Origin of the sequence: Streptomyces sp. NEAU-YJ-81, assembly GCF_017592595.1 — a bacterium.
GTDB classification, from domain to species: domain Bacteria; phylum Actinomycetota; class Actinomycetes; order Streptomycetales; family Streptomycetaceae; genus Streptomyces; species Streptomyces hygroscopicus_B.
Genome location: NZ_JAGFNO010000009.1, coordinates 77,607 through 97,440 on the forward strand (window position 1 = coordinate 77,607; position 19,834 = coordinate 97,440).

Here is a 19,834-nt window from a genome sequence, read left to right on the forward strand (position 1 = left end):
AGCCCCCACTCTCACGCGGGGGCTTGCCGCATGGCCGGGGCGCCGCCGCACCCGGAGGCTGGTGAGACATGAACGCACTCACGAAGCGCCCTCGTTTACGCCTCGTCATGGCCGCCGCCGTCACCGCCGCTCTCCTCGGCGGCGCGGCCGCGGTCCCGGCCGCCGCCACCACCACCGCCCCCGGAGCCTCCACAGCGCCCGAGGCGCCCGCAGCGCCCGGCTCCGACTCCCCCGACCACCGGCTCACCGAGGACGAGCTGCGCCGCGAGGTGGCCCGGACCCTTGAGGACGCCGGATTCATCGGCCTCACCGTGGAGGTGCGCGACGGCCACCGCCGGATCCTCGCCCGCGCGGGCGAGGCGGAGCTGAACACCGGCCGTCCCATGCCGTACGGGGCGCACTACCGGGCCGCGAGCGTCACCAAGTCCTTCGTGGCCACGGTCGTCCTCCAACTGGTCGCCGAGGGGCGGCTCTCGCTGAGCGATCCGGTGGACAAGTGGCTGCCGGGTGTGGTGAGCGGCAACGGCAACGACGGCCGCCGGATCACCGTCAGGAATCTGCTCCAGCACACCAGCGGCATCCACAACTACGCCTACAGCGACGACACCGGCGACACGGCGGCGGACTTCGATCGGACCCGGTTCGACCATGTCTCCCCCGAGCAGGTGGTCGCCGGGGCGATGAAGCACCGGCCCGACTTCCCGCCCGCCCCGGCCGATGACCAAAAGCCCGACTGGAACTACTCCAACCCCGGCTATGTCCTCGCCGGAATGATCATCCAGAAGGTCACCGGACGCGCGTGGCCGGAGGAGGTCCGCGACCGCATCATCCGCCCGCTGGGCCTGACCGGCACCTACGAGCCGGGGGACGATCCGCGGCTGAAGGCCCCGTACGCGCATACGTATCAGCGCTTCCCCGGCTCCGGCACCTGGACGGACACCACGCTCCGGAACGTCTCCTGGGGCGGCGCGGCCGGTTCGCTCATCACCACCGACCGCGATCTGGACCGGTTCTACACCGCGCTGCTGGGCGGCCGTCTGCTGCCCCCGGCGCAGCTGGCCGCGATGCGCCGGACCGTCCCCGTCGGGCCGGACTTCGAGGTGGCCTTCCCGCATGCCCAGTACGGGCTCGGGATGATGCGGCAGCCGCTCAGTTGCGGCGGCTACCGCTGGGGCCACGGCGGCGACCTCGAAGGGGCCACGGTGCGGACCGGCTTCACCGAGGGCGGTCGGCGCTCGGTGACCATCAGCTCCAGCGGCAAGACCGCCGACGACGAGCAGCTGCTCCGGGCCGAGGCGGCCCTGCAGAGCCTCACCGATCGCGTCCTGTGCGACGGCGCGCGCCCGAAGCCGTAAACTCTGACATCCATTGGAGAGTTTCGGGGCGTGAAGAGAGTTCCGGGCGTGAGGGCGTGAGGAGGAGGGCCCATGCGTATCGGCGAGCTGTCCCGCCGCACCGGGGTGAGCGAGCGGCTGCTGCGCTACTACGAACAGCAGGGCCTCCTCCAGCCCGAGCGGCTGCCCAGCGGCTATCGCGCATACCGCGCGTCCGATGTGGCGGTGGTGCGGCGCATCCGCGCACTGCTGGCGGCCGGGCTCTCGACGGCGACCATCTCCCAGGTCCTGCCCTGCCTCCGCGACGACGACGGTGAGCACCTCGTGCCCACCTGCCCGGATCTGCTGGGCGAGCTGCGGGCGGAGCGGGAGCGGATGACCGCGGCCATCGAGGAGCTCGAGCTGTCCCGGTCACTGCTGGACAGGGTCATCACCGCGGGCCAGTCGGCCATGAACTGACCGAGGCGGGGCGCGGCCCGGGGTCAGTAGGGCAGCCGGGGGGCGGGGCCCGGCCCGGGGCAGTGGGGCGGCCGGGAGGCGGGGCGACCGGGAGGCGGGGCGCGGCCGGGGGCGGGCGCCGCCCTCTCGCGCCCCGCCTCACCTCAACTGGCGTAGCGTCACGAGGATATGACGCACGGTCCTTGTCCCGGACGACCGCAGGACGAGACACTTTCTGCCGCAGTCATGTGTGAGACATGGGATGTCTTGATGTCCTGACGGTGTGATGCCTCCTGGCGTGATGCCCGACGGCCTTGACGTCCAGATGCCGATGCCTCCATGAGGCAGTCTGAAGGGCAGGCCGTGACCATGGCGTCAGTTCTCCGCACACGTCCCCGCACCAGACCACCCCACCCCCGTGCCAGACCATGGCGGCGCCGCGCCTGCGTGCTCCTCACCGCCGCGGCGCTGGCTCTGATTCCGCTTCCGGTACGGGCCGCGGACACGGATTCCTCCGCGTCCGCGGCCCACGCCGACTCCGGCTTCGAACAGCAGGTCCTCTTCAAGTCTGCCCAGGAACAGGGCTACTCGTGCTTCCGGATCCCGGCGATCGTCAAGGCCAAGGACGGCTCCCTGCTCGCCTTCGCCGAGGGCCGGGTCGACAACTGCGGCGACGCCGGGGACATCGATCTGGTCCTCAAGCGCTCCACCGACGGCGGCCGCACCTGGGGCCCGCTCCAGGTGATCAACGAGGGCGGCGGCGACACCCACGGCAACCCCGCGCCCATCGTGGACCTGCGCACCGGCCGCATCGTGCTCGCCAGCACCTACAACACCGGCCGCGACGACTCCCAGAGCTGCGACATCCCCTGTGACCGCTCCCCGCATCTGCAGTACAGCGACGACAACGGCGCCACCTGGTCAACCCCGCGCGATCTGAGCTCCTCGCTGATGCCGCCCCAGTGGAACTCCTGGTACGCCACCGGCCCCGTCCACGGCATCCAGCTCCAGCACGGCCGGCACAAGGGCCGGCTGATCTTCACCCTCAACACCGAGAGCTACAGCGGCGGCCGCATCACCGACAACCATGCCGCGCTCGCCTACAGCGACGACGGCGGCAACCGCTGGCGCATCGGCGCGATGGACACCTACCCGCTCGCGGAGGACGGCACCTTCCGTCAGAAGCCGTCCGAGATGACGCTGGTGGAGCGCGCCGACGGATCGGTCTACGTCAGCGGGCGGGAGCAGGACGGCACCGATCTCGGCCATCGCGACTACGCCATCAGCCGGGACGGCGGCCAGAGCTTCACCGGGCCCTTCCGCACCATCCCCGATCTGCCCACCCCCCAGGTGCAGGGGTCGATCCTGCGGCTGCGCGATCCGGCCCGCGACGGCCACAGCCGGCTGCTCTTCTCGGCCCCCGCCGACCCCGACCGCCGCCGCACCATGATGGTCCGCTCCTCCTGGGACGAGGCCCGCACCTGGGACGGTGTCGAGCGCGGCAAGGTCGTCACCACCGACTGGTCCGGCTACTCCGACATGGTCGCGGTCTCCCGCGACACGGTGGGGCTGCTGTACGAGGGCGGTGCGGTGGACGCCCGTGACGAGATCCGCTTCGCCCGCTTCACCGAGGACTGGCTGGGCCCGCGCCAGGCACCCGCCCCCACCACCGACGACCGCGCGCCCGGCGCCCGGTCCGCGACCGTGCTCGGCGGCGCGGCGGCGCGCGGCGACGGCCGCTTCGGCGGCGGGCTGTCCTTCGACGGCACGGACGACGCGGTACGTGTCCCGTACCGGACCGCCTTGCCGCTGGGCACCCGTGACTTCACCGTGAGTCTGTGGTTCCGCTACTCGGCCGCCTCCGGGCAGCATCCGTTCCTGTGGATGGGCGGGATCGGCACCAAACAGCCGCAGGTCTGGCTGCGCGGTGAGCCCGGGAGCAACCGGATCCGGGCGCTGATGACGACGGTCAACGGCTTCTCCACCTTCACCAGCGCCTCGGTGTCCACCGACACCGCGTACAACGACGGGCAGTGGCATCACCTCGCCCTGACCCGCAGCGGCGGACGGCTCTCCCTCACCGTGGACGGCGGCACCGCCGTCACCGCCCCCGATGCCCCGGGCACCGTGAGCCGCACCGCGCCCTTCGGCCTCCACCTCGGCCAGGCCGTGGACGGTCGCTCCCATATGACCGGCGATCTCGATGAGTTCCGCCTGTACGGCCGCGCCCTGACCGACACCGAACTGCGCCGCGTCCGCGAGTTCAACGCCCCGCTCGACGACCACCACTCCGGCGCCCTCGTCCACCTCCCCCTGGACCGCGTGCGGTCATCTCATCACTAGCGGCCATCCACGATCAGACACCCGACTAGACCACACAGAACTCATTGCCCTCCGGGTCCTGGAGCACCACCGCGTAGTACTCCATCCCCGGCTCGTCCATGATCCGCTGCACCGTGGCTCCGGCCTCCTTCAGCCGGTCCACGGTCGAGGTGACCCGCTCGGTGCGGACCGCCAGGGGCACATCACGCCCGCCGCCCACCTTCAGATCCAGATGCAGCCGGTTCTTGGTGACCTTCGACTCCGGAACCTGCTGGAACCACACCCTCGGACCCTGCCCCTCCGGATCCACGATGGACTCCGGGATCTCCCCGGCCCCGGGGGGCAGCTCCTCCGGGGGCACCCCCATGTCCGCCCAGTACTCCCGCCAGGTGGCATGGCCGCCGGGCGGGGGCTCGGGCACATAATCCAGGGCCTCGGCCCAGAAGGCCACCATCCGGCGTGGCTCGGCACAGTCGATGGTCAGCTGCAGGGTGAGCGTCGTCATGTCCGAAGCCTCGCAGAGGGGTCTGACAACAGCCTCCCGAGAGGGTCTGAAAACGAGACCCGCCGCGGATGCGTCCCGCTAGGGTGAACGGCCGTGGCCGAAGCCGACTTCCTCAACTCCACCCGGGCGTCCTACAACGCCATAGCCCTCGACTACGACAAGCAGTATCGCGACGAACTGGCGGCCCAGACGCTGGAGCGGGCGGTGTTCGCCGGGTTCGCCGAGCTGGTGCGGAACGCCGGGGGCGGACCGGTGGCCGATGTGGGCAGCGGTCCGGGCCGGGTGACGGCTCACCTCCATGAGCTGGGGCTGTCCGTGTACGGGATCGACCTGTCGCCGGCGATGGTGGAGCTGGCCCGGCGGGAGCATCCCGGGCTGCGGTTCGAGGAGGGGTCGATGCTGTCCCTGGACATCGCGGACGGCACCCTCACCGCCGTGGTGGCCTGGTACTCGACGATCCACATTCCGCAGGAGCGGCTGCCGGATGTGTTCGCCGAGTTCCACCGGGTGCTGGCGCCCGGTGGATACGCGCTGGTGGGCTTCCAGGTGGGCGATGAGCAGCGGGTCTACACGGAGGCGTTCGGTCATGAGGTGTCGCTGAGTTTCCGCCGGTGGCAGCCGGACCGGATCGCCGAGTTGCTGGCCGCGGCCGGGCTGCCGGTCCGCGCCCGGACCGTCCGGGAGCCGGAGCGCTGGGAACCCACCCCGCAGGCGTTCCTCATCGCCCGCAAGCCGCCGCTGCCGCCTGCCGACGACCAGAACGCCGGAGACCAGAACGCCGACGACCAGACCGCCGGAAACCAGACCGCCCGAAACCAGCCCGCCGAAAGCTGACGTCAGACGCGGGTCAGCACGGCGCTGTCCGCGCTGTCCGCGCTGTCCGTACGAACCTGAGCGGCCTCCGGCCCCGTCTCGGCCCCCGTCACCGCCGCCTCCGGCGCCTCCGGCGCCCGCGCCGCATAGCGGCGGGCCAGCACCGCGCACACCATGAGCTGCATCTGGTGGAAGAGCATCAGCGGCAGCACCGCCAGGCTCGCCTGGGCGCCGAAGAGCACGCTCGCCATCGGCAGCCCGGCGGCCAGGCTCTTCTTCGACCCCGCGAACACGATGGTGATCCCGTCCTCGCGGACGAAGCCCAGCTTCCGTGAGCCGTACGAGGTGAGCGTGAGCATCACCGTGAGCAGGACCGCCTCGACGCCGAGGAGGATCGCCAGCCGGGCCGGGGTGACCTGGTGCCAGATGCCCCGGGTCATGCCCTCGCTGAACGCCGCGTAGACCACGAGCAGCACCGAGCCGCGGTCGACCAGGCGCAGCACCGCCCGATGGCGGGAGATGAAGCCGCCGATCCAGCGGCGCAGGAGCTGACCGGCGAGGAAGGGGGCCAGTAGCTGGAGCCCGATCTTGAGCATCGAGTCGGCCGAGAAGCCGCCTCCGCTGCCGCCCAGCAGCAGCGCGGCCAGTACCGGGGTGACGACCACGCCGAGCAGGCTGGAGAAGGAGCCCGCGCAGATCGCGGCGGCGACATTGCCCCGGGCGATCGAGGTGAAGGCGATGGAGGACTGGACCGTGGAGGGCACCAGGCACAGGAAGAGCAGCCCGGTGTAGAGGGGATGCGTCAGCACGTACGGCACCAGGCCGCGCGCGGCGAGGCCGAGGGCCGGGAAGATGACGAAGGTGCACACCAGCACGGTCAGGTGGAGCCGCCAGTGGCGCACTCCGTCCAGCGCCTCACGGGTGGAGAGCCGGGCGCCGTAGAGGAAGAAGAGGAAGGCGACCGCGACCGTGGTGGCCCCGTCGGTGACGGTGGCGGCCCGGCCGCTGACCGGGAGCAGCGCGGCGAGCGCCACGGTGCCGATGAGTCCGAGGATGAAGCCGTCCAGCGGGAGCCAGGAGGGGAGGGCGATCTTGCGGAGGTGCGGGCGGTGCGGCATTCGTTCTCTTTCTCGCTCTTTCTCATCTGGCGCGGACTGGCGTGGACTGGCGTGGACACGGACGGGGCCCCGTCCATAGTGCTCCCGATCTAGGCCATCGGGAATCCTGCATACCGCTCTGACTGCCATCGCGTTCCGTGATGGGTCTCGGGCATACAGTGGCTCCATGTACGACCCCGCCCAGCTCCGGACGTTTCTCGCGGTGTCCCAGACCCTGAGCTTCACCCAGGCCGCCGACCGCCTCGGGGTGCGTCAGTCCACCGTGAGCCAGCAGGTGCGCAAGCTGGAGGCGGCGGTGGGGCGGCAGCTATTCGCCCGCGACACCCACGGGGTGGAGCTGACCGAGGACGGCGAGGCGATGCTGGGGTTCGCCCGCTCGATCCTGGAGGCGAACGAGCGGGCGGCGAGCTGGTTCCGGGGCACCCGGCTGCGCGGCCGGCTGCGCTTCGGCGCCTCGGAGGACTTCGTGGTGACCCGGCTGCCGGAGATCCTGGAGGGGTTCCGCCGCGATCACCCCGAGGTGGACCTGGAGCTCACCGTCGAGCTGTCGGGCACGCTGCATGAGCGGCTGGAGGCGGGCAAGCTGGATCTGGTGCTGGCCAAGCGGTCCGAGGACCGGCCGGGCGGCCAGCTCGTGTGGCGGGACCGGCTGGTGTGGATCGGCGCCGAGCGGCTGCGGCTGGATCCGGACCGTCCGCTCCCCCTGATCGTCTTTCCGCCACCCGGGCTGACCCGCGCCCGCGCGCTGGATGTGCTGGAGCGGCACGGCAGGTCATGGCGGATCGTCTGCACCAGCGGCAGTCTCAACGGCCTGGTCGCGGCGGCGCGTGCCGGGCTCGGGGTGATGGCACACACCCATGGCCTGATTCCGCCCGGCTTGGCGCCGGTCCCCGAACGGGCCGGGCTGCCCGACCTCGGCCCCGTGGATTTCGTACTGTTGTACGGAAAGCGGCGACAGGACGGCGCCTCGCACGCCGCCGCGGAGCGACTCGCCGCCGCGATCCTGGCGGGGCCTGTGCCACGATCGGAGAGATTTCGTGCAGAAGACCGTTACATATAAGCCACACACGCGGCGCATAGGACCAGACTCCACGCAATCCGCCCTCGTCGGCGCCTGATTGACCTTCTTTCACCTTTCAGGCCGCCCGGCATTCCGTGCGTTCCGGGCACAAAACACCTCTCCCGCATCGGGGCCGGATCGGGTACGGTCGCGGCGCTGTGCCCAGCGGCTTCAAGGAGCAGGTATTGCGCGAGTTCACCGTCCCCCCGATGGCGACGGCGCCCCAGGCCGGAGGACTGGCGGATGCCGTCTTCGACCATGCGGACGCCGATCCCCACCGGGTGGCGCTGGCACGCAAGACGGCGGATGACCGCTGGCAGGACGTGACCGCGGGCCAGTTCCGGGACGAGGTGACGGCGCTCGCCAAGGGGCTGTTGGCCCAGGGCGTCCGGTTCGGCGACCGCGTCGCGATCATGTGCCCCACCCGCTACGAATGGACGCTCTTCGACTTCGCGCTGTGGACCCTGGGCGCCCAGAGCGTCCCGCTGTATCCCACCTCCTCCGCCGAGCAGGTCTGCTGGATGCTGCATGACGCGGGGGTCTCCGCCTGTGTCGTGGAGCATGAGGACCACGCCATGACGGTCGGCTCGGTGGTCGGCCGGCTGCCGCATCTGAGGCGGCTGTGGCAGCTGGACGCGGGGGCGCTGGAGGAGTTGCTGGCGGCCGGGGAGTCGGTCGAGGACGATCTGGTCGAGCGGCACCGGCTGGCCGTGACCCCCGAGCAGCCCGCGACCATCATCTACACCTCGGGCACCACCGGCCGCCCCAAGGGCTGCGTGATCACCCACGCCAATCTGATGGCCGAGTGCGACAACATCGTCGAGCGGTACGAGGAGGCCTTCCACTCCAAGCGCGGCGACGAGGCCGCCACCCTGCTCTTCCTCCCGCTCGCCCATGTCTTCGGCCGGATGGTCGAAGTCGCCTCCATCCGCGGCAAGGTCAAGCTCGGGCACCAGCCCAGGCTCTCGGCCGCCGCGCTGCTGCCCGATCTGAAGACCTTCCGGCCGACCTTCATCCTCGCGGTGCCGTACATCTTCGAGAAGGTGTTCGCGGCGGCGCGCCGCAAGGCCGAGGCGGAGGGCAAGGCCGGGGTGTTCGAGAAGGCCGTGGATGTGGCGGTGCGGTACGCGGAGGCGCTGGAGGCCAAGGCGTTCGGCACCGGGCCGGGTCCGGGCGCCTCGCTGCGCATGCAGCATCAGTTCTTCGAGAAGGCCGTATACGGCAAGGTGCGCGCCGCGATGGGCGGCCGGGTCCGGCACGCGATGTCGGGCGGTTCCGGCATGGAGCGGCGGCTCGGGCTGTTCTTCGCGGGCGCGGGCGTCACCATCTACGAGGGCTACGGCCTGACCGAGTCCACCGCCGCCGCCACCGCCAACCCGCCCGAGCAGACCCGGTTCGGCACGGTCGGCGTGCCGATCCCGGGCACCACGGTGCACCTGGCCGACGACGGCGAGGTGTGGGTGCGCGGCGGCCAGGTCTTCGAGGGCTACCTGGGCGATCCCAAGGCGACCGACGCGGTGCTGCGCGACGGCTGGCTCGCCACCGGCGACCTGGGCACGCTGGACGACGACGGCTATCTCACCATCACCGGGCGGAAGAAGGAGATCCTGGTGACCTCCAGCGGCAAGTCGGTCTCCCCCGGCGGCCTGGAGGAGCGGGTGCGGGCCCATCCGCTGGTCGCCCAGTGCATCGTGGTCGGCAACGACCGTCCGTATATCGCGGCGCTGGTCACCCTGGACTCCGAGGCGGTCGCGCACTGGCTGACGATGCGCGGCAAGCCGGAGCTGCCGCCGGGCGACCTGGTCCGGGACCCCGATCTGGAGACCGAGATCCGGCGCGCGGTGGTGGCGGCGAACACCACCGTCTCCCAGGCGGAGTCGATTCGTACCTTCCGGATACTTGCCGCGCAGTTCTCCGAGGAGCATGGTCTGCTGACGCCGTCGCTGAAACTGAAGCGAAAGGCCATCGAACAGGCATACGCCGTCGAGGTCGAGGCGCTGTACCACTCCTGAGCCGCGAAGGGGGCACGAAATGATCGATGTCATTCTCCCCGAACTTCCCGAACGTGAACTGTCCCTGTTGTCCGAGGAGACACCTCAGCCAAGCGGCCCGAGGCTGGCCGGGCGGGTGATCCTGGGCGGGCCGGTGGCCTTACCGGTGACGGCGGAGCTCGTCGAACCGGATCCGGACCTGCGGGACTTCCTGCGAACCGAGGCCGACAACGCCGTCTACCACCTGGTGCATCTGTCGGTGACCTGCGCCCGGGACGCGCCGGACCCCGCCCTGCACTCGGTCAATCTCGATGTCACGCTCACGGCCGAACCGGTGCGGCGGGGCACCACGGTCTTCCAGCCGGTGGCCTGGTCCATGACCCCGCGCCAGCTCACCGCGGAGGCGAAGGCCACGCCACCGGCGCAGGCGGCCCACCTCGGCCCGCGGCTCGGTTTCCGGGAGGTTCTGCACACCGCGTACGGCGAGCGGGTCTTCCTGGAGGCGCGGCGTGAGCTGCGCTCCGACCCGGGCTGGGAGATCCGGCACACCTCGGCGGCGCGCATCGGCGGGACCTACCGGCTGGCCATGGTGGTGCGGGCACCGCGCGGGGCGGTGAGCCGGGCGGCGGTCGCGGTGGGCGCGACGGTGCGTGAGGGGCACACCCTGCACCGCTTCCGGGAGGAGCTCGAGGAACCGCTGCACCTCACCGTGGATCAGTAGATACGGGGGCGGAGGCACGAGCGGTACGAGCACAGGCAAGGAGCGACGGGAACGGTGGACGGCCAGGACGGGGACGGACATCCGGCGCTGACGACCGAGGAGATCCGGGAGTTGGCGCGGGTCTTCCCGCCCGGCCCGTCCGCCGTGGCGCTGCTGCGCAGGGCGGGCCTGACCGCCGAGCACATCCCGGCGGCGACCGGCACCACCGCCGGGGAGTTCTGGTCCGTGGTGGCCCGCGCGGTGGCCGCGGACCGGATCGCGGACGGCAGGCTGCGCGTCCTGGCCGCCGCCTGCGTCACCTATCCGCACAACGAGGTGTTCCGCGCCGCCTTACGGGAGCCGGGCGGCGGCGGTCTCCGGCGGGTGCTGGTGACCGGCGCCGCGCCGGGGTCCCAGGAGTTAGCCGCGGTCCAGCGGGCCGCGCGGGGCGTCCTGACGGTCGACCGGTGCCCCGCCTCGGCCGCCACCGATCTGCGGCGGATCCTCACCGTGCGCCCGGATGTGCTGCATCTGGTCTGCCGCCGCGAGGGGCGCACGCTGGTCTTCGAGGACGGCGACGGCCAGGCGCATCGCACACCCGCCGCCCGCCTGGCCGAGCTGCTGGCCGCCTATCGCCGGCTGACCGGCGCCCCGCTGCCCGGTGTGGTGCTCGGCTGCCCCGACGGCGCGCCGCTCGCCGCGCTCTTCGCCCGGGCGGCCGAGGTGGTGGTCGCCCATCGCGGACCGCTGGACGCCGCGGCGGCCTTCGCGGGCGGGCTCTACGCCCTGCTGGGCGAGGTGCCCACGCTGGCGCAGGCGGCGCGGCGGGCGGCGGAGCGCCTCGGGCGGGACGGAGGCGGGGTGGTGGTCCTGCGCGGACGACCCTGGTGAACGGGCCCCGGCGGGAATGCCTGCCGCTCGTTGATCGTTGTACCTACGGAAGCATGCAATCCACATCCGACGTAAGGATCGACTGCCCGTGAGCAAGGTCCCGTTCATCACCCTCAACAACGGCGTGCGGATGCCGCAGCTCGGCTTCGGTGTCTGGCAGATCCCGGACGACGAGGCGCAGGTGGCGGTGCGCACCGCGCTGGACGCCGGGTACCGCAGCATCGACACCGCCGCGATATACGGCAATGAGGAGGGCACGGGGAAGGGGCTCGCCGCGTCGGGCATCGCGCGCGACGAGCTGTTCGTCACCACCAAGCTCCAGAATGCCGACCAGGGGTACGACTCGACCCTCCGCGCCTTCGACACCTCGCTGACCAAGCTGGGCCTGGAGTATGTGGATCTCTACCTGATCCACTGGCCGCTGCCCGGGGTCGACAGGTACGTGGACACCTGGAAGGCGTTCGAGAAGATCTACTCCGAGGGCCGCGCCAAGGCCATCGGCCTGTCCAACTTCCACGCCGCCCACACCCAGCGGCTGCTCTCCGAGACCTCGATCATCCCGGTGATCGACCAGATCGAGCTGCACCCGCAGCTCCAGCAGGCGGAGCTGCGCGCCTTCAACGCCCGCCATGACATCGCCACCGAGGCATGGTCCCCGCTCGGCCAGGGCAAGGGCCTGCTGGAGGACCCGAAGCTGGCGGCGATCGCCCAGAAGCACGGGAAGTCCCCGGCCCAGGTAGTGCTGCGCTGGCATCTGGATCTCGGCAATGTGGTGATCCCCAAGTCCGTGACCCCGTCTCGGATCCAGGAGAACATCGACGTCTTCGACTTCCAGCTGGACTCCGAGGACCTGTCGGCGATCGACTCCCTGGAGACCGGCAACCGGCTGGGCTTCGACCCCGAGACCTTCAACGGCTGAGCCCCGGCACTCCACCGCTACGCCGTCCGCCCCGTCGCGTCCCCCGCGGCGGGGCGGACCCGTATCCACCCGCACCGCGCGTCGTGGCATATCCCGGGCGCATGACCCCTCATCCGGGGCTCATGCGCCCGCCGAGCGAGGCACGTCCCCGGCAATTACGCTTGGCGCCCAGATGGGCACACAGCGTGACCACGCCCGAGCCGAGGAGACCGAAGATGTCCCGCAGACGCCGTCACGGCCTTGAGCTGGCCGCCGGTTGCACCGTCGCGATAGCCGCCCTCTTCCTGGGGAGCGGCATACCCGCGGTGGCCGACCCCGGTGAACCCTCCCCCCGCCCCCGGAGGGAGGTGCCCCCCGAGATGCTGGCCTCGATGCAGCGCGATCTGGGCCTGACGGCCGATGAGGCGCGGATGCGGATATCCAATGAGTACCGGGCCGGGGCCACCGAACCGGGGCTGCGCAAGAGCCTGGGCGGCAGCTACGGCGGCGCGTGGGTGACCGGCAACACCGCCGAACTCACCGTCGCCACCACCGACGAGCAGCAGAGCGGCACCATCACGGCCGGCGGCGCCAAGGCCGCGGTCGTCAAGCACAGCCTCAAGGCCCTCACCGACGCCAAGCAGGCCCTGGACCGCACCGCCTCGGAGCGTCCCCCGGCGGCCGATGTCGCCTCCGCCTGGTACGTCGACGTCAAGACCAACAGCGTCGTGGTGCAGTCGGCCAAGCCGAGCGAGGCGGCCGCCTTCGTCGCCACCAGCGGCGCGGACCGCGAGGTCGTACGGGTCGTGGAGTCGGCCGAGCGGCCGAGCCCGCTGTACGACCTGCGGGGTGGCGAGGCGTTCTACATCAACGACGCCGCCCGCTGCTCGATCGGCTTCTCGGTGACCCAGGGCGAGGAGAACGGCTTCGTCACCGCGGGCCACTGCGGCAGCCAGGGCGACACCACCACCGGCTTCAACCGGGTGGCCCAGGGCAGCTTCCAGGGCTCCACCTTCCCCGGTCATGATTACGCCTGGGTGTCCACCAACGCCGACTGGGTTCCGCAGCCGTGGGTGATCGGCCCCGACGGCACCAACGTCACCGTCACCGGCTCCCAGGAAGCGCCGGTGGGCTCGTCCGTCTGCCGCTCCGGCTCGACGACCGGCTGGCACTGCGGCACCATCCAGCAGCACGACACCAGCGTGCAGTACCCGCAGGGCACGATCAACGGGGTCACGCGCACCAACGTCTGCGCCGAACCGGGCGACTCCGGCGGTCCGTTCATCTCGGGCAGCGAGGGGCAGGGCGTCACCTCCGGCGGCTCCGGCAACTGCACCGTCGGCGGCACGACGTACTACCAGCCGGTGAACCCGATCCTGACGACCTACGGGCTCACCCTCACCACCGGCTGACGCCGGGGTGCCGAGGCCGCCGCGGTCGAACGGACCGGCGGCGGCCTCGCGCGTGCGCCCACGCGTGACGTGGCGCCCGTCCTCGCGCGTGTTCGGAGCACCTTGACCAATCCGCACCCCTCCGGGCGACGAATGAGGTACGACACCTCCGTGTGCGCCGCATCGTTCCCGGAAGGACGGCTTGTGAGAGAACCCGTGTACATCGGCGGACCGGCCGCGCGCGGACCGGACCTCGAAGAGTTGCTCCAGATGGTGGCCCGGGGGGACCAGAACGCGTTCGGAGCCCTCTACGACGCCGTCAGCGGGCCGGTCCTGGGGCTGACGCGCAGTCTGCTGCGCAACCCGGCGCAGGCCGAGGAGGTCACACAGGAGGTCCTGGTCGAGGTGTGGCGGTCCGCTGCGCGGTTCGACCCGGGCCGGGGCAGCGCCATGGCCTGGATCATGACGGTAGCGCACCGGCGCGCCGTGGACCGGGTCCGCTCGGCGCAGGCCGCCTCCGACCGCGAGGAGCGCGCCGCGCTGCTGTCCCGTACCCCGGCGTTCGACGAGGTGACCGAGCAGGTGGAGGCCAGGCTGGAGCGCGAGCAGGTGCGCCGGTGCATGCGGACGCTGACCGAGTTGCAGCGGCAGTCGGTGACGCTCGCCTACTACCGGGGGCGCTCCTACCGTGAGGTGGCGGAGCTGCTGTCGCTGCCGCTCGGGACCGTGAAGACCAGACTCCGGGACGGGCTCATCCGGCTCCGGGACTGCATGGGGGTCGGCGCATGACCAGAGCGGATCTGCACACCTTGACCGGGGCGTACGCGGTGCACGCCCTGTCGGGGCGGGAATTGACCGAGTTCGAGCGGCATCTGGCGGTCTGCGACGCCTGCCGTCAGGAGGTACGGGAGCTGCGGGAGACGGCGGCGAAGCTGGCGGTGGCCACGGCCCTGACCCCGCCCCCGACCATGAAGGACGATGTGATGCGGCGGATCGCCACGGTCCGCCAGGAGCCGCCCCGGGTGGCGGCGCGGGAGGCCCGGGAGTCCCATGCCGGCCCCCGGCGGCGCACCGGACGGCGGGCGCTGAACTTCGCGCTGGCGGCCTGTGTGGCCGCGGCCGCCGCGTTCGGCGGGGCCGCGGTGTGGCAGTACCGGCAGGCGTCCGACGCCCGCGACACGGCCCGCCGCTCCGAGCAGCGGGTGGCCCAGGCGGAGGAGGTGACCCAGGTGCTGGCCGCGCCCGACGCGCGCAGCCGCAGCGGTCGGATGACGGACGGCTCGACCGGCACGGTGGTGGTCTCGCGCGGGCTGAACAGGGCGGTGTTCCTCGCCTCGGGGCTGCCCGAGCCGCCCGCCGGGCGGATCTACCAGCTCTGGTTGAGCGACGGCGGCACCATGCGCCCGGCGGGTCTGATGGACTCCTCGGGCCGGAGCGCGGCAGCGGTCCTGAGCGGTGCGGTCGGGAAGGCGTCGGCCATGGGGGTGACGGTCGAGCCCGCCGGAGGGTCGAAGGCCCCGACGAGCGATCCGCTGGTCCTGCTGACGTTCCCCTCGGCGTGAGCGGGCGACATCGGGCGAAATCCATCGATACGGGAGGCGATGTGGGGTAAGGGAGAGGGATGCGCACGTCCCTCTCCGTCTTCACCTCCGATCTGCGGCTGTCCGACAACCCCGTGCTGCGTGGCGCGACGCGCTCCGCCGAGCGGGTCGTTCCGCTGTTCGTCGTGGACCGCGGCCTGGCCGGAACGGGGTTCGCCGTCCCCAACCGGGTGGCGTTCCTCGCGGACGCCCTGGCCGATCTCGACGCGGGGCTGCGCGAGCGCGGCGGGCGGCTGGTGGTCCGCCGGGGCGACGCGGTGGCGGAGATCCTGCGGGCGGCGCGCCAGGCGGACGCGGACGAGGTGCATATCGCGGGCGGGGTGAGTGGCTACGCCACCCGCCGCGAACAGCGGCTGCGCGAGGCACTGGAGGCGGACGGACGGCGGCTGCGGGTGCACGGCGCGGTGGTGACGGCGGTGGAGCCGGGCGAGGTGACCCCGGCGGGCAAGGACCACTTCGCGGTCTTCACTCCGTACTTCCGCGCCTGGCAGCGGACCGGGCTGCGCACGGCGCTCACCGCGCCGCGCACGGTGAGCGTGCCGTCCGGGCTGCGCTCGGAGCCGGTGGCGGCGGTCACCTCGCTCGCCCCGGGCAGCCCCTCCCCCGGGCTGCCCGAGGGCGGGGAGACGGCGGGCCGACGCCGCGTCCGCTCCTGGTGGCGGTCGGGGCTCGGGGACTACGCCGACCGGCAGGACGATCTGGCGGGCGACGCCACCTCCCGGCTCTCCCCGTATCTGCACTTCGGCTGCCTGTCCCCGGTGGAGCTGGTACACCGGGCGCGGAAGGCGGGCGGCGCGGGCGCCGACGCCTTCGTACGGCAGCTTGCCTGGCGGGACTTCCACCATCAGGTGCTGGCCGCCCGGCCGGACGCCGCACACGCCGATTACCGCCCGCGGGGCGACCGGTGGCGCCGCGACGAGGCGGAGATCGCGGCCTGGAAGGCGGGGCGCACCGGCTATCCGCTGGTCGACGCCGGAATGCGGCAGCTACGCCACGAGGGCTGGATGCACAACCGGGCGCGGCTGCTGGTGGCCAGTTTCCTCACCAAGACGCTCTACCAGGACTGGCGGATCGGCGCCCGGCACTTCCTGGATCTGCTGGTGGACGGGGATCTGGCCAACAACCAGCTCAACTGGCAGTGGGCGGCGGGCACCGGCACCGACACCCGTCCCAACCGGGTCCTCAATCCGCTGGCGCAGGCCCGGCGGTTCGACCCGGACGGCACGTATGTGCGGCGCTGGGTGCCGGAGCTGGCCGAGGTGACCGGCTCCGGCGTCCACACTCCCTGGCGGCTGCCGAAGGCCGAGCGGGACCGGCTGGACTACCCCGGCCCGATCGTGGACCTCCAGGAGGGACTGGCCCGCTTCCGGCACGCCCGGGGGTGACGTCGGGTCCTGTCCGGCCGGTCAGTCGGCGCGGGCGCCGTGCCGCGGGGCGATCTCCTCGATCCGGCCGGCGAGCTCGAAGTCGAGCCCGGTCACCTTGCCCCCGGCGCTGTGGGTGTTCACCGAGACGCCGACCTTGTTGTAGCCGAGGGTCAGATCGGAGTGGTGGTCGAGCTCCTCCTGGATCGTGGCGATCTCCGCCACCATCCCGGCCGCCTGCGGATGCCCCTTGAAGACATAGGTCCGCGAGAGCCGGTCGTCCGCGAACGACCAGCCGGGAAGCTGCTCCAGACGCCGCTGGATCTCCTGGTCGGTGAGCGGTTGGACTGCCATGACACATCCCTTCGTCGCGGGTGACCGGTGGCCCTTCCACCCTGCCATGGGCGCACCCGGCGTCGGCTACCTTCAGCTCATGACGACTGCCGCGCCGCCCCGGGTGGGCGCACTGCTGCGCGAGTGGCGGGACCGCCGCCGGTTGAGCCAGCTTGAGCTCGCGCTGCGCGCCGACTCCTCCGCCCGCCACATCAGCTTCATCGAGACCGGCCGGTCGCGGCCCAGCCAGGAGATGGTGCTCCGGCTCGCCGACCATCTCGACGTCCCCGTCCGCGAGCGCAACGCCCTGCTGATCGCCGCCGGTTACGCTCCGCACTATCCGGAGCGGTCGGTGGACGACCCCTCGATGAGCGCCCTGCGCGCATCCCTGGAGCGGCTGCTGACGGGCTACGAGCCGTATCCGGCGCTCGTGGTGGACGGCACCTATGGGGTGCTGGCGGCCAACCGGGGCATCGCGGCGCTGCTGGAGGGGGTGGCGGAGCATCTGCTGAAGCCCCCGCTGAACGCGATGCGCCTCACCCTGCACCCCGAGGGGCTCGCCCCGCGCATCCGCAACCTCCGCGAATGGCGTGGCCATCTGCTGGACCAGATGGACCGGCAGCTTGCGCTGATGCGCTCCTCGCCGCTGCGCGCGCTGTACGACGAGGTGGCCGCCTATCCGCTGCCCGAGAGCGGCGGCCGGGAGACGGCGACCGCCGGTGACACCCCGCCCTTCGCCCTGCCGATGATGATCGAGCACGGCGGGCGGGTGCTGTCGTTCATCTCGACGATCGCGACCTTCAACACCCCCATGGACGTCACGGTCTCCGAGCTGGCCATCGAGACCTTCCTCCCGGCCGACCCGGAGACCGCCGCCGCCCTGGGGCGGTTCAGCCGGTCGTAGGGACCCGGTCCAGGAAGCCGAGGACGGAGCGGATCCGGCCGTCCTCGGCCAGGGTGATCACATCGGTCGCGGCGACCGGGGCGGAGCCGTCGGCCGTGGAGACCAGCTCCCAGCAGAAGCGGGCCATGTCGTGGTGGCCGTCCACGGCGCCGGTGAGCCGGAACTCATGGCCGGGGAACTGCTCCTGGGCCCCGGCGATGACGGCGGCGAGCTGCTCATGGCCCCGCGCCTCGGCCAGCGGGTCGGTGTAGCCGCCGTCCTCGATCCAGGCGGCGGCGATGGCCTTGGCGCGGGCCTCGGGGCCGGTGGCGTTCCACGCCTCGAAGTAGCGGGCGACGGCGGTGTCGTACTGCGTCATGTGGTTACTCCTCCATGAAATCCCCTGGTCGGACCCGGGTCCCGGACCGGAGGGCGCCGGCCCGGAACCCGATGTCTCAACCCTGCCGCCGTCGCGGGCGGGGGTCGATTACCGCCGAGGTAATGGAGACGAGGGGAGACACCGCCCCGGGGAGTTCAGGAGCGCTGGGACTCCACGAGCGCGATGGCCTCCTCCTTGGTGGCCACGGCGGGCGGCGAGCCCTCCAGCGGCTGCCGGGCCGTCTCCTTCATCACGGCGGCGGCGATGATGCCGACGACGGCGGCGAGCATCGTGTAGTAGGCGGGCATCAGATCGTCCCCGGTGCTGCTGATCAGGCCCTCGGTCACCAGCGGCGTGGTGCCGCCGAAGAGCGAGACGGAGATGTTGAAGGCGATGGAGAGCGAGCCGTAGCGCACATTCGTGGGGAAGAGCGCGGGCAGCGAGGCGGACATCACGCTCACATACGGCAGCAGACACAGCCCCAGGAGCAGCAGCCCGGCGAAGACCGGGACCACCCCGCCCTGCTTGATGAGCAGGAAGCACGGCACGGCGAGCACCAGGAAGCCCACGGACCCGGCCATCAGCACGGGCTTGCGGCCGATGCGGTCGGAGTACCGGCCGACGAAGGTGATGGCCGCCATGAGCACCAGCATCACGATGATGATCGAGACCAGGGCGCTGGTGCTGCTGTAGTGGAGGGTGTCCGACAGATAGGTCGGCATGTAGGACAGCAGCATGTAGTCGGTGATGTTGTACGCGGCGACCAGCGCGATGCACAGCGCCATCGCACGCCACTGGGTGCGGAACACCTGCCAGAACGGCAGGCTCTCGCGCTCCCCCGCGCTGGTGGCGCCCTCGTCCTCCAGCTTCTGGAACGCGGGGGTGTCATCCAGCTTCAGCCGCAGATACAGGCCGACGAGACCGATCGGCGCGGCGGCCAGGAACGGGATGCGCCAACCCCAGGAATTCATCGAGGAGTCGGCGAGCGTCACGGTCAGAATGGTGACCAGTCCGGCCGCCGCGGTGTAGCCGATCAGCGTGCCGAACTCCAGAAAGCTGCCGTAGTACCCACGGCGCTTGTCGGGCGCGTATTCGGCGATGAAGGTGGAGGCGCCGCCGTATTCCCCGCCGGTGGAGAATCCCTGGAGCATACGGAAGAGGATGAGCAGCGCCGGCGACCAGAAGCCGATGGCGGCATAGCCGGGAATCAGCCCGATGGCGAGCGTGCTGGACGCCATCATGATCATGGTGAAGGACAGGACCTTCTTACGGCCGATCCGGTCGCCCAGGGGCCCGAAGAACATGCCTCCCACCGGGCGGACCAGAAAGGCCACCGCGAATGTCGCGAGGGAGGAGAGCACCTGGACCGTGCCATTACCGGACGGGAAGAAGACTTTGCCGATGGTGACCGCGAGATAGCTGTAGATCCCGAAGTCGAACCATTCCATGGCGTTTCCCAGCGCGGCGGCCTTCACCGCTTTCCGGACGGTCTTCTCTTCGGTGACCGTGATGTCGCTCCGGCGCAGTGGAGGGTTCTTGCGTCGCTGGACAGCACGCCAGAGCAGGCGGTGCCGGGAGGGCGCGGGCGCGGAGGCTTCGACATCGGTTTGGACAGGCACGAGCAACTCTTTTCAGTGGACAGGCTTGTTGCGCATACCCCGCAAAGCCCGTGGCATGCCAGGCGTGTCGCAGACCACCCGGGAACGCCGGCCGCGGCGCTCAAGGGGTGTTCGACCCCAACCCGAGCCGGGCCAGGCATCTTCAGGGAACCCGGCGGGTTGCTTTACTGTTCTTTGGCCTTCCGTAAACCAAA

Annotated in this window: 19 protein-coding genes; 14 read left to right on the forward strand and 5 right to left on the reverse strand. The window is 71.5% G+C overall.

Features of this window, described 5'->3' with window-relative positions:
• The first annotated feature begins 68 nt into the window (after positions 1-68).
• The 3 genes from J5X86_RS21380 (at position 69) to J5X86_RS21390 (ending at position 4,115) form a co-directional block, all read left to right on the forward strand.
• Complete coding sequence (locus J5X86_RS21380; RefSeq protein ID WP_208518361.1) at positions 69-1,355, forward strand: serine hydrolase; 1,287 nt, start codon at positions 69-71, stop codon at positions 1,353-1,355.
• 72 nt (positions 1,356-1,427) lie between these two features.
• Positions 1,428-1,793 (forward strand): MerR family transcriptional regulator, encoded by a 366-nt coding sequence (locus J5X86_RS21385; RefSeq protein ID WP_208518362.1) that lies wholly within the window; start codon positions 1,428-1,430, stop codon positions 1,791-1,793.
• A 348-nt stretch (positions 1,794-2,141) separates the two neighbouring features.
• The gene (locus J5X86_RS21390; protein ID WP_243981015.1) at positions 2,142-4,115 is read left to right on the forward strand and encodes a sialidase family protein; all 1,974 of its coding nucleotides are present in this window, start codon (positions 2,142-2,144) and stop codon (positions 4,113-4,115) included.
• A gap of 25 nt (positions 4,116-4,140) precedes the next feature.
• Here the strand turns inward: J5X86_RS21390 and J5X86_RS21395 are convergent, their stop codons facing one another.
• Positions 4,141-4,599 carry a VOC family protein gene (locus tag J5X86_RS21395; protein WP_208518364.1) on the reverse strand — a complete coding sequence of 153 codons (459 nt, stop codon included), beginning with the start codon at positions 4,597-4,599 and terminating at the stop codon, positions 4,141-4,143.
• 93 nt (positions 4,600-4,692) lie between these two features.
• On the opposite strand from J5X86_RS21395, the gene J5X86_RS21400 reads away from it, so the two are divergent.
• On the forward strand, positions 4,693-5,433 hold the full coding sequence (locus J5X86_RS21400) for a class I SAM-dependent methyltransferase (RefSeq protein ID WP_208518365.1): 741 nt from the start codon (positions 4,693-4,695) through the stop codon (positions 5,431-5,433).
• Positions 5,434-5,435: 2 nt separating this feature from the next.
• Here the strand turns inward: J5X86_RS21400 and J5X86_RS21405 are convergent, their stop codons facing one another.
• Entirely contained in the window at positions 5,436-6,530 is a 1,095-nt protein-coding gene (locus tag J5X86_RS21405; protein ID WP_208518366.1) for a bile acid:sodium symporter family protein, read from the reverse strand.
• Between the two features lie 166 nt (positions 6,531-6,696).
• Between J5X86_RS21405 and J5X86_RS21410 the strand changes: the two genes are divergently transcribed.
• From J5X86_RS21410 to J5X86_RS21450, 9 genes are all read left to right on the forward strand, one after another.
• Positions 6,697-7,590, forward strand: a complete 894-nt coding sequence (locus tag J5X86_RS21410; RefSeq protein ID WP_078640227.1) for a LysR substrate-binding domain-containing protein — start codon at positions 6,697-6,699, stop codon at positions 7,588-7,590.
• A 185-nt stretch (positions 7,591-7,775) separates the two neighbouring features.
• Positions 7,776-9,602, forward strand: coding sequence for a long-chain fatty acid--CoA ligase (locus J5X86_RS21415; protein ID WP_208518518.1), 1,827 nt, complete (start codon positions 7,776-7,778; stop codon positions 9,600-9,602).
• Positions 9,603-9,621: 19 nt separating this feature from the next.
• A complete protein-coding gene (locus tag J5X86_RS21420) occupies positions 9,622-10,302 on the forward strand; it encodes a hypothetical protein (RefSeq protein ID WP_208518367.1) in 681 nt (226 codons plus the stop codon).
• Positions 10,303-10,356: 54 nt separating this feature from the next.
• Positions 10,357-11,172, forward strand: coding sequence for an effector-associated domain EAD1-containing protein (locus J5X86_RS21425; protein ID WP_208518368.1), 816 nt, complete (start codon positions 10,357-10,359; stop codon positions 11,170-11,172).
• An 88-nt stretch (positions 11,173-11,260) separates the two neighbouring features.
• On the forward strand, positions 11,261-12,091 hold the full coding sequence (locus tag J5X86_RS21430) for an aldo/keto reductase (RefSeq protein WP_308124679.1): 831 nt from the start codon (positions 11,261-11,263) through the stop codon (positions 12,089-12,091).
• 215 nt (positions 12,092-12,306) lie between these two features.
• Positions 12,307-13,482, forward strand: coding sequence for a S1 family peptidase (locus J5X86_RS21435; RefSeq protein WP_208518369.1), 1,176 nt, complete (start codon positions 12,307-12,309; stop codon positions 13,480-13,482).
• Between the two features lie 183 nt (positions 13,483-13,665).
• Complete coding sequence (locus J5X86_RS21440; protein ID WP_078640236.1) at positions 13,666-14,250, forward strand: sigma-70 family RNA polymerase sigma factor; 585 nt, start codon at positions 13,666-13,668, stop codon at positions 14,248-14,250.
• The gene (locus J5X86_RS21445) at positions 14,247-15,023 is read left to right on the forward strand and encodes an anti-sigma factor domain-containing protein (RefSeq protein ID WP_208518370.1); all 777 of its coding nucleotides are present in this window, start codon (positions 14,247-14,249) and stop codon (positions 15,021-15,023) included. The genes J5X86_RS21440 and J5X86_RS21445 overlap by 4 nt, the downstream gene beginning before the upstream one ends.
• A 59-nt stretch (positions 15,024-15,082) precedes the next feature.
• Entirely contained in the window at positions 15,083-16,447 is a 1,365-nt protein-coding gene (locus tag J5X86_RS21450; protein ID WP_208518371.1) for a deoxyribodipyrimidine photo-lyase, read from the forward strand.
• Between the two features lie 21 nt (positions 16,448-16,468).
• On the opposite strand, the gene J5X86_RS21455 is transcribed toward J5X86_RS21450, so the two are convergent.
• Positions 16,469-16,780 (reverse strand): 4a-hydroxytetrahydrobiopterin dehydratase, encoded by a 312-nt coding sequence (locus J5X86_RS21455; protein ID WP_208518372.1) that lies wholly within the window; start codon positions 16,778-16,780, stop codon positions 16,469-16,471.
• Positions 16,781-16,859: 79 nt separating this feature from the next.
• Here J5X86_RS21455 and J5X86_RS21460 point away from each other — a divergent pair, with 79 nt between their 5' ends.
• Entirely contained in the window at positions 16,860-17,663 is an 804-nt protein-coding gene (locus J5X86_RS21460; RefSeq protein WP_243981020.1) for a helix-turn-helix domain-containing protein, read from the forward strand.
• Here J5X86_RS21460 and J5X86_RS21465 read toward each other — a convergent pair.
• Positions 17,650-18,021 carry a nuclear transport factor 2 family protein gene (locus tag J5X86_RS21465; protein ID WP_208518373.1) on the reverse strand — a complete coding sequence of 124 codons (372 nt, stop codon included), beginning with the start codon at positions 18,019-18,021 and terminating at the stop codon, positions 17,650-17,652. The two genes, J5X86_RS21460 and J5X86_RS21465, sit on opposite strands and share 14 nt — an antisense overlap.
• 155 nt (positions 18,022-18,176) lie before the next feature.
• A complete protein-coding gene (gene proP / locus J5X86_RS21470) occupies positions 18,177-19,640 on the reverse strand; it encodes a glycine betaine/L-proline transporter ProP (RefSeq protein ID WP_078647257.1) in 1,464 nt (487 codons plus the stop codon).
• Between the last annotated feature and the right edge of the window lie 194 nt (positions 19,641-19,834).

Excerpts from the sequence above, each read along its gene's own strand:
- J5X86_RS21380 (WP_208518361.1), top strand. The coding sequence starts at position 69 with ATGAACGCACTCACGAAGCGCCCTCGTTTACGCCTCGTCATGGCCGCC.
- J5X86_RS21385 (WP_208518362.1), top strand. The coding sequence starts at position 1,428 with ATGCGTATCGGCGAGCTGTCCCGCCGCACCGGGGTGAGCGAGCGGCTG.
- J5X86_RS21390 (WP_243981015.1), top strand. The coding sequence starts at position 2,142 with ATGGCGTCAGTTCTCCGCACACGTCCCCGCACCAGACCACCCCACCCC.
- J5X86_RS21395 (WP_208518364.1), bottom strand. The coding sequence starts at position 4,599 with ATGACGACGCTCACCCTGCAGCTGACCATCGACTGTGCCGAGCCACGC.
- J5X86_RS21405 (WP_208518366.1), bottom strand. The coding sequence starts at position 6,530 with ATGCCGCACCGCCCGCACCTCCGCAAGATCGCCCTCCCCTCCTGGCTC.
- J5X86_RS21410 (WP_078640227.1), top strand. The coding sequence starts at position 6,697 with ATGTACGACCCCGCCCAGCTCCGGACGTTTCTCGCGGTGTCCCAGACC.
- J5X86_RS21420 (WP_208518367.1), top strand. The coding sequence starts at position 9,622 with ATGATCGATGTCATTCTCCCCGAACTTCCCGAACGTGAACTGTCCCTG.
- J5X86_RS21435 (WP_208518369.1), top strand. The coding sequence starts at position 12,307 with ATGTCCCGCAGACGCCGTCACGGCCTTGAGCTGGCCGCCGGTTGCACC.
- J5X86_RS21445 (WP_208518370.1), top strand. The coding sequence starts at position 14,247 with ATGACCAGAGCGGATCTGCACACCTTGACCGGGGCGTACGCGGTGCAC.
- J5X86_RS21450 (WP_208518371.1), top strand. The coding sequence starts at position 15,083 with ATGCGCACGTCCCTCTCCGTCTTCACCTCCGATCTGCGGCTGTCCGAC.
- J5X86_RS21455 (WP_208518372.1), bottom strand. The coding sequence starts at position 16,780 with ATGGCAGTCCAACCGCTCACCGACCAGGAGATCCAGCGGCGTCTGGAG.
- J5X86_RS21460 (WP_243981020.1), top strand. The coding sequence starts at position 16,860 with ATGACGACTGCCGCGCCGCCCCGGGTGGGCGCACTGCTGCGCGAGTGG.
- J5X86_RS21465 (WP_208518373.1), bottom strand. The coding sequence starts at position 18,021 with ATGACGCAGTACGACACCGCCGTCGCCCGCTACTTCGAGGCGTGGAAC.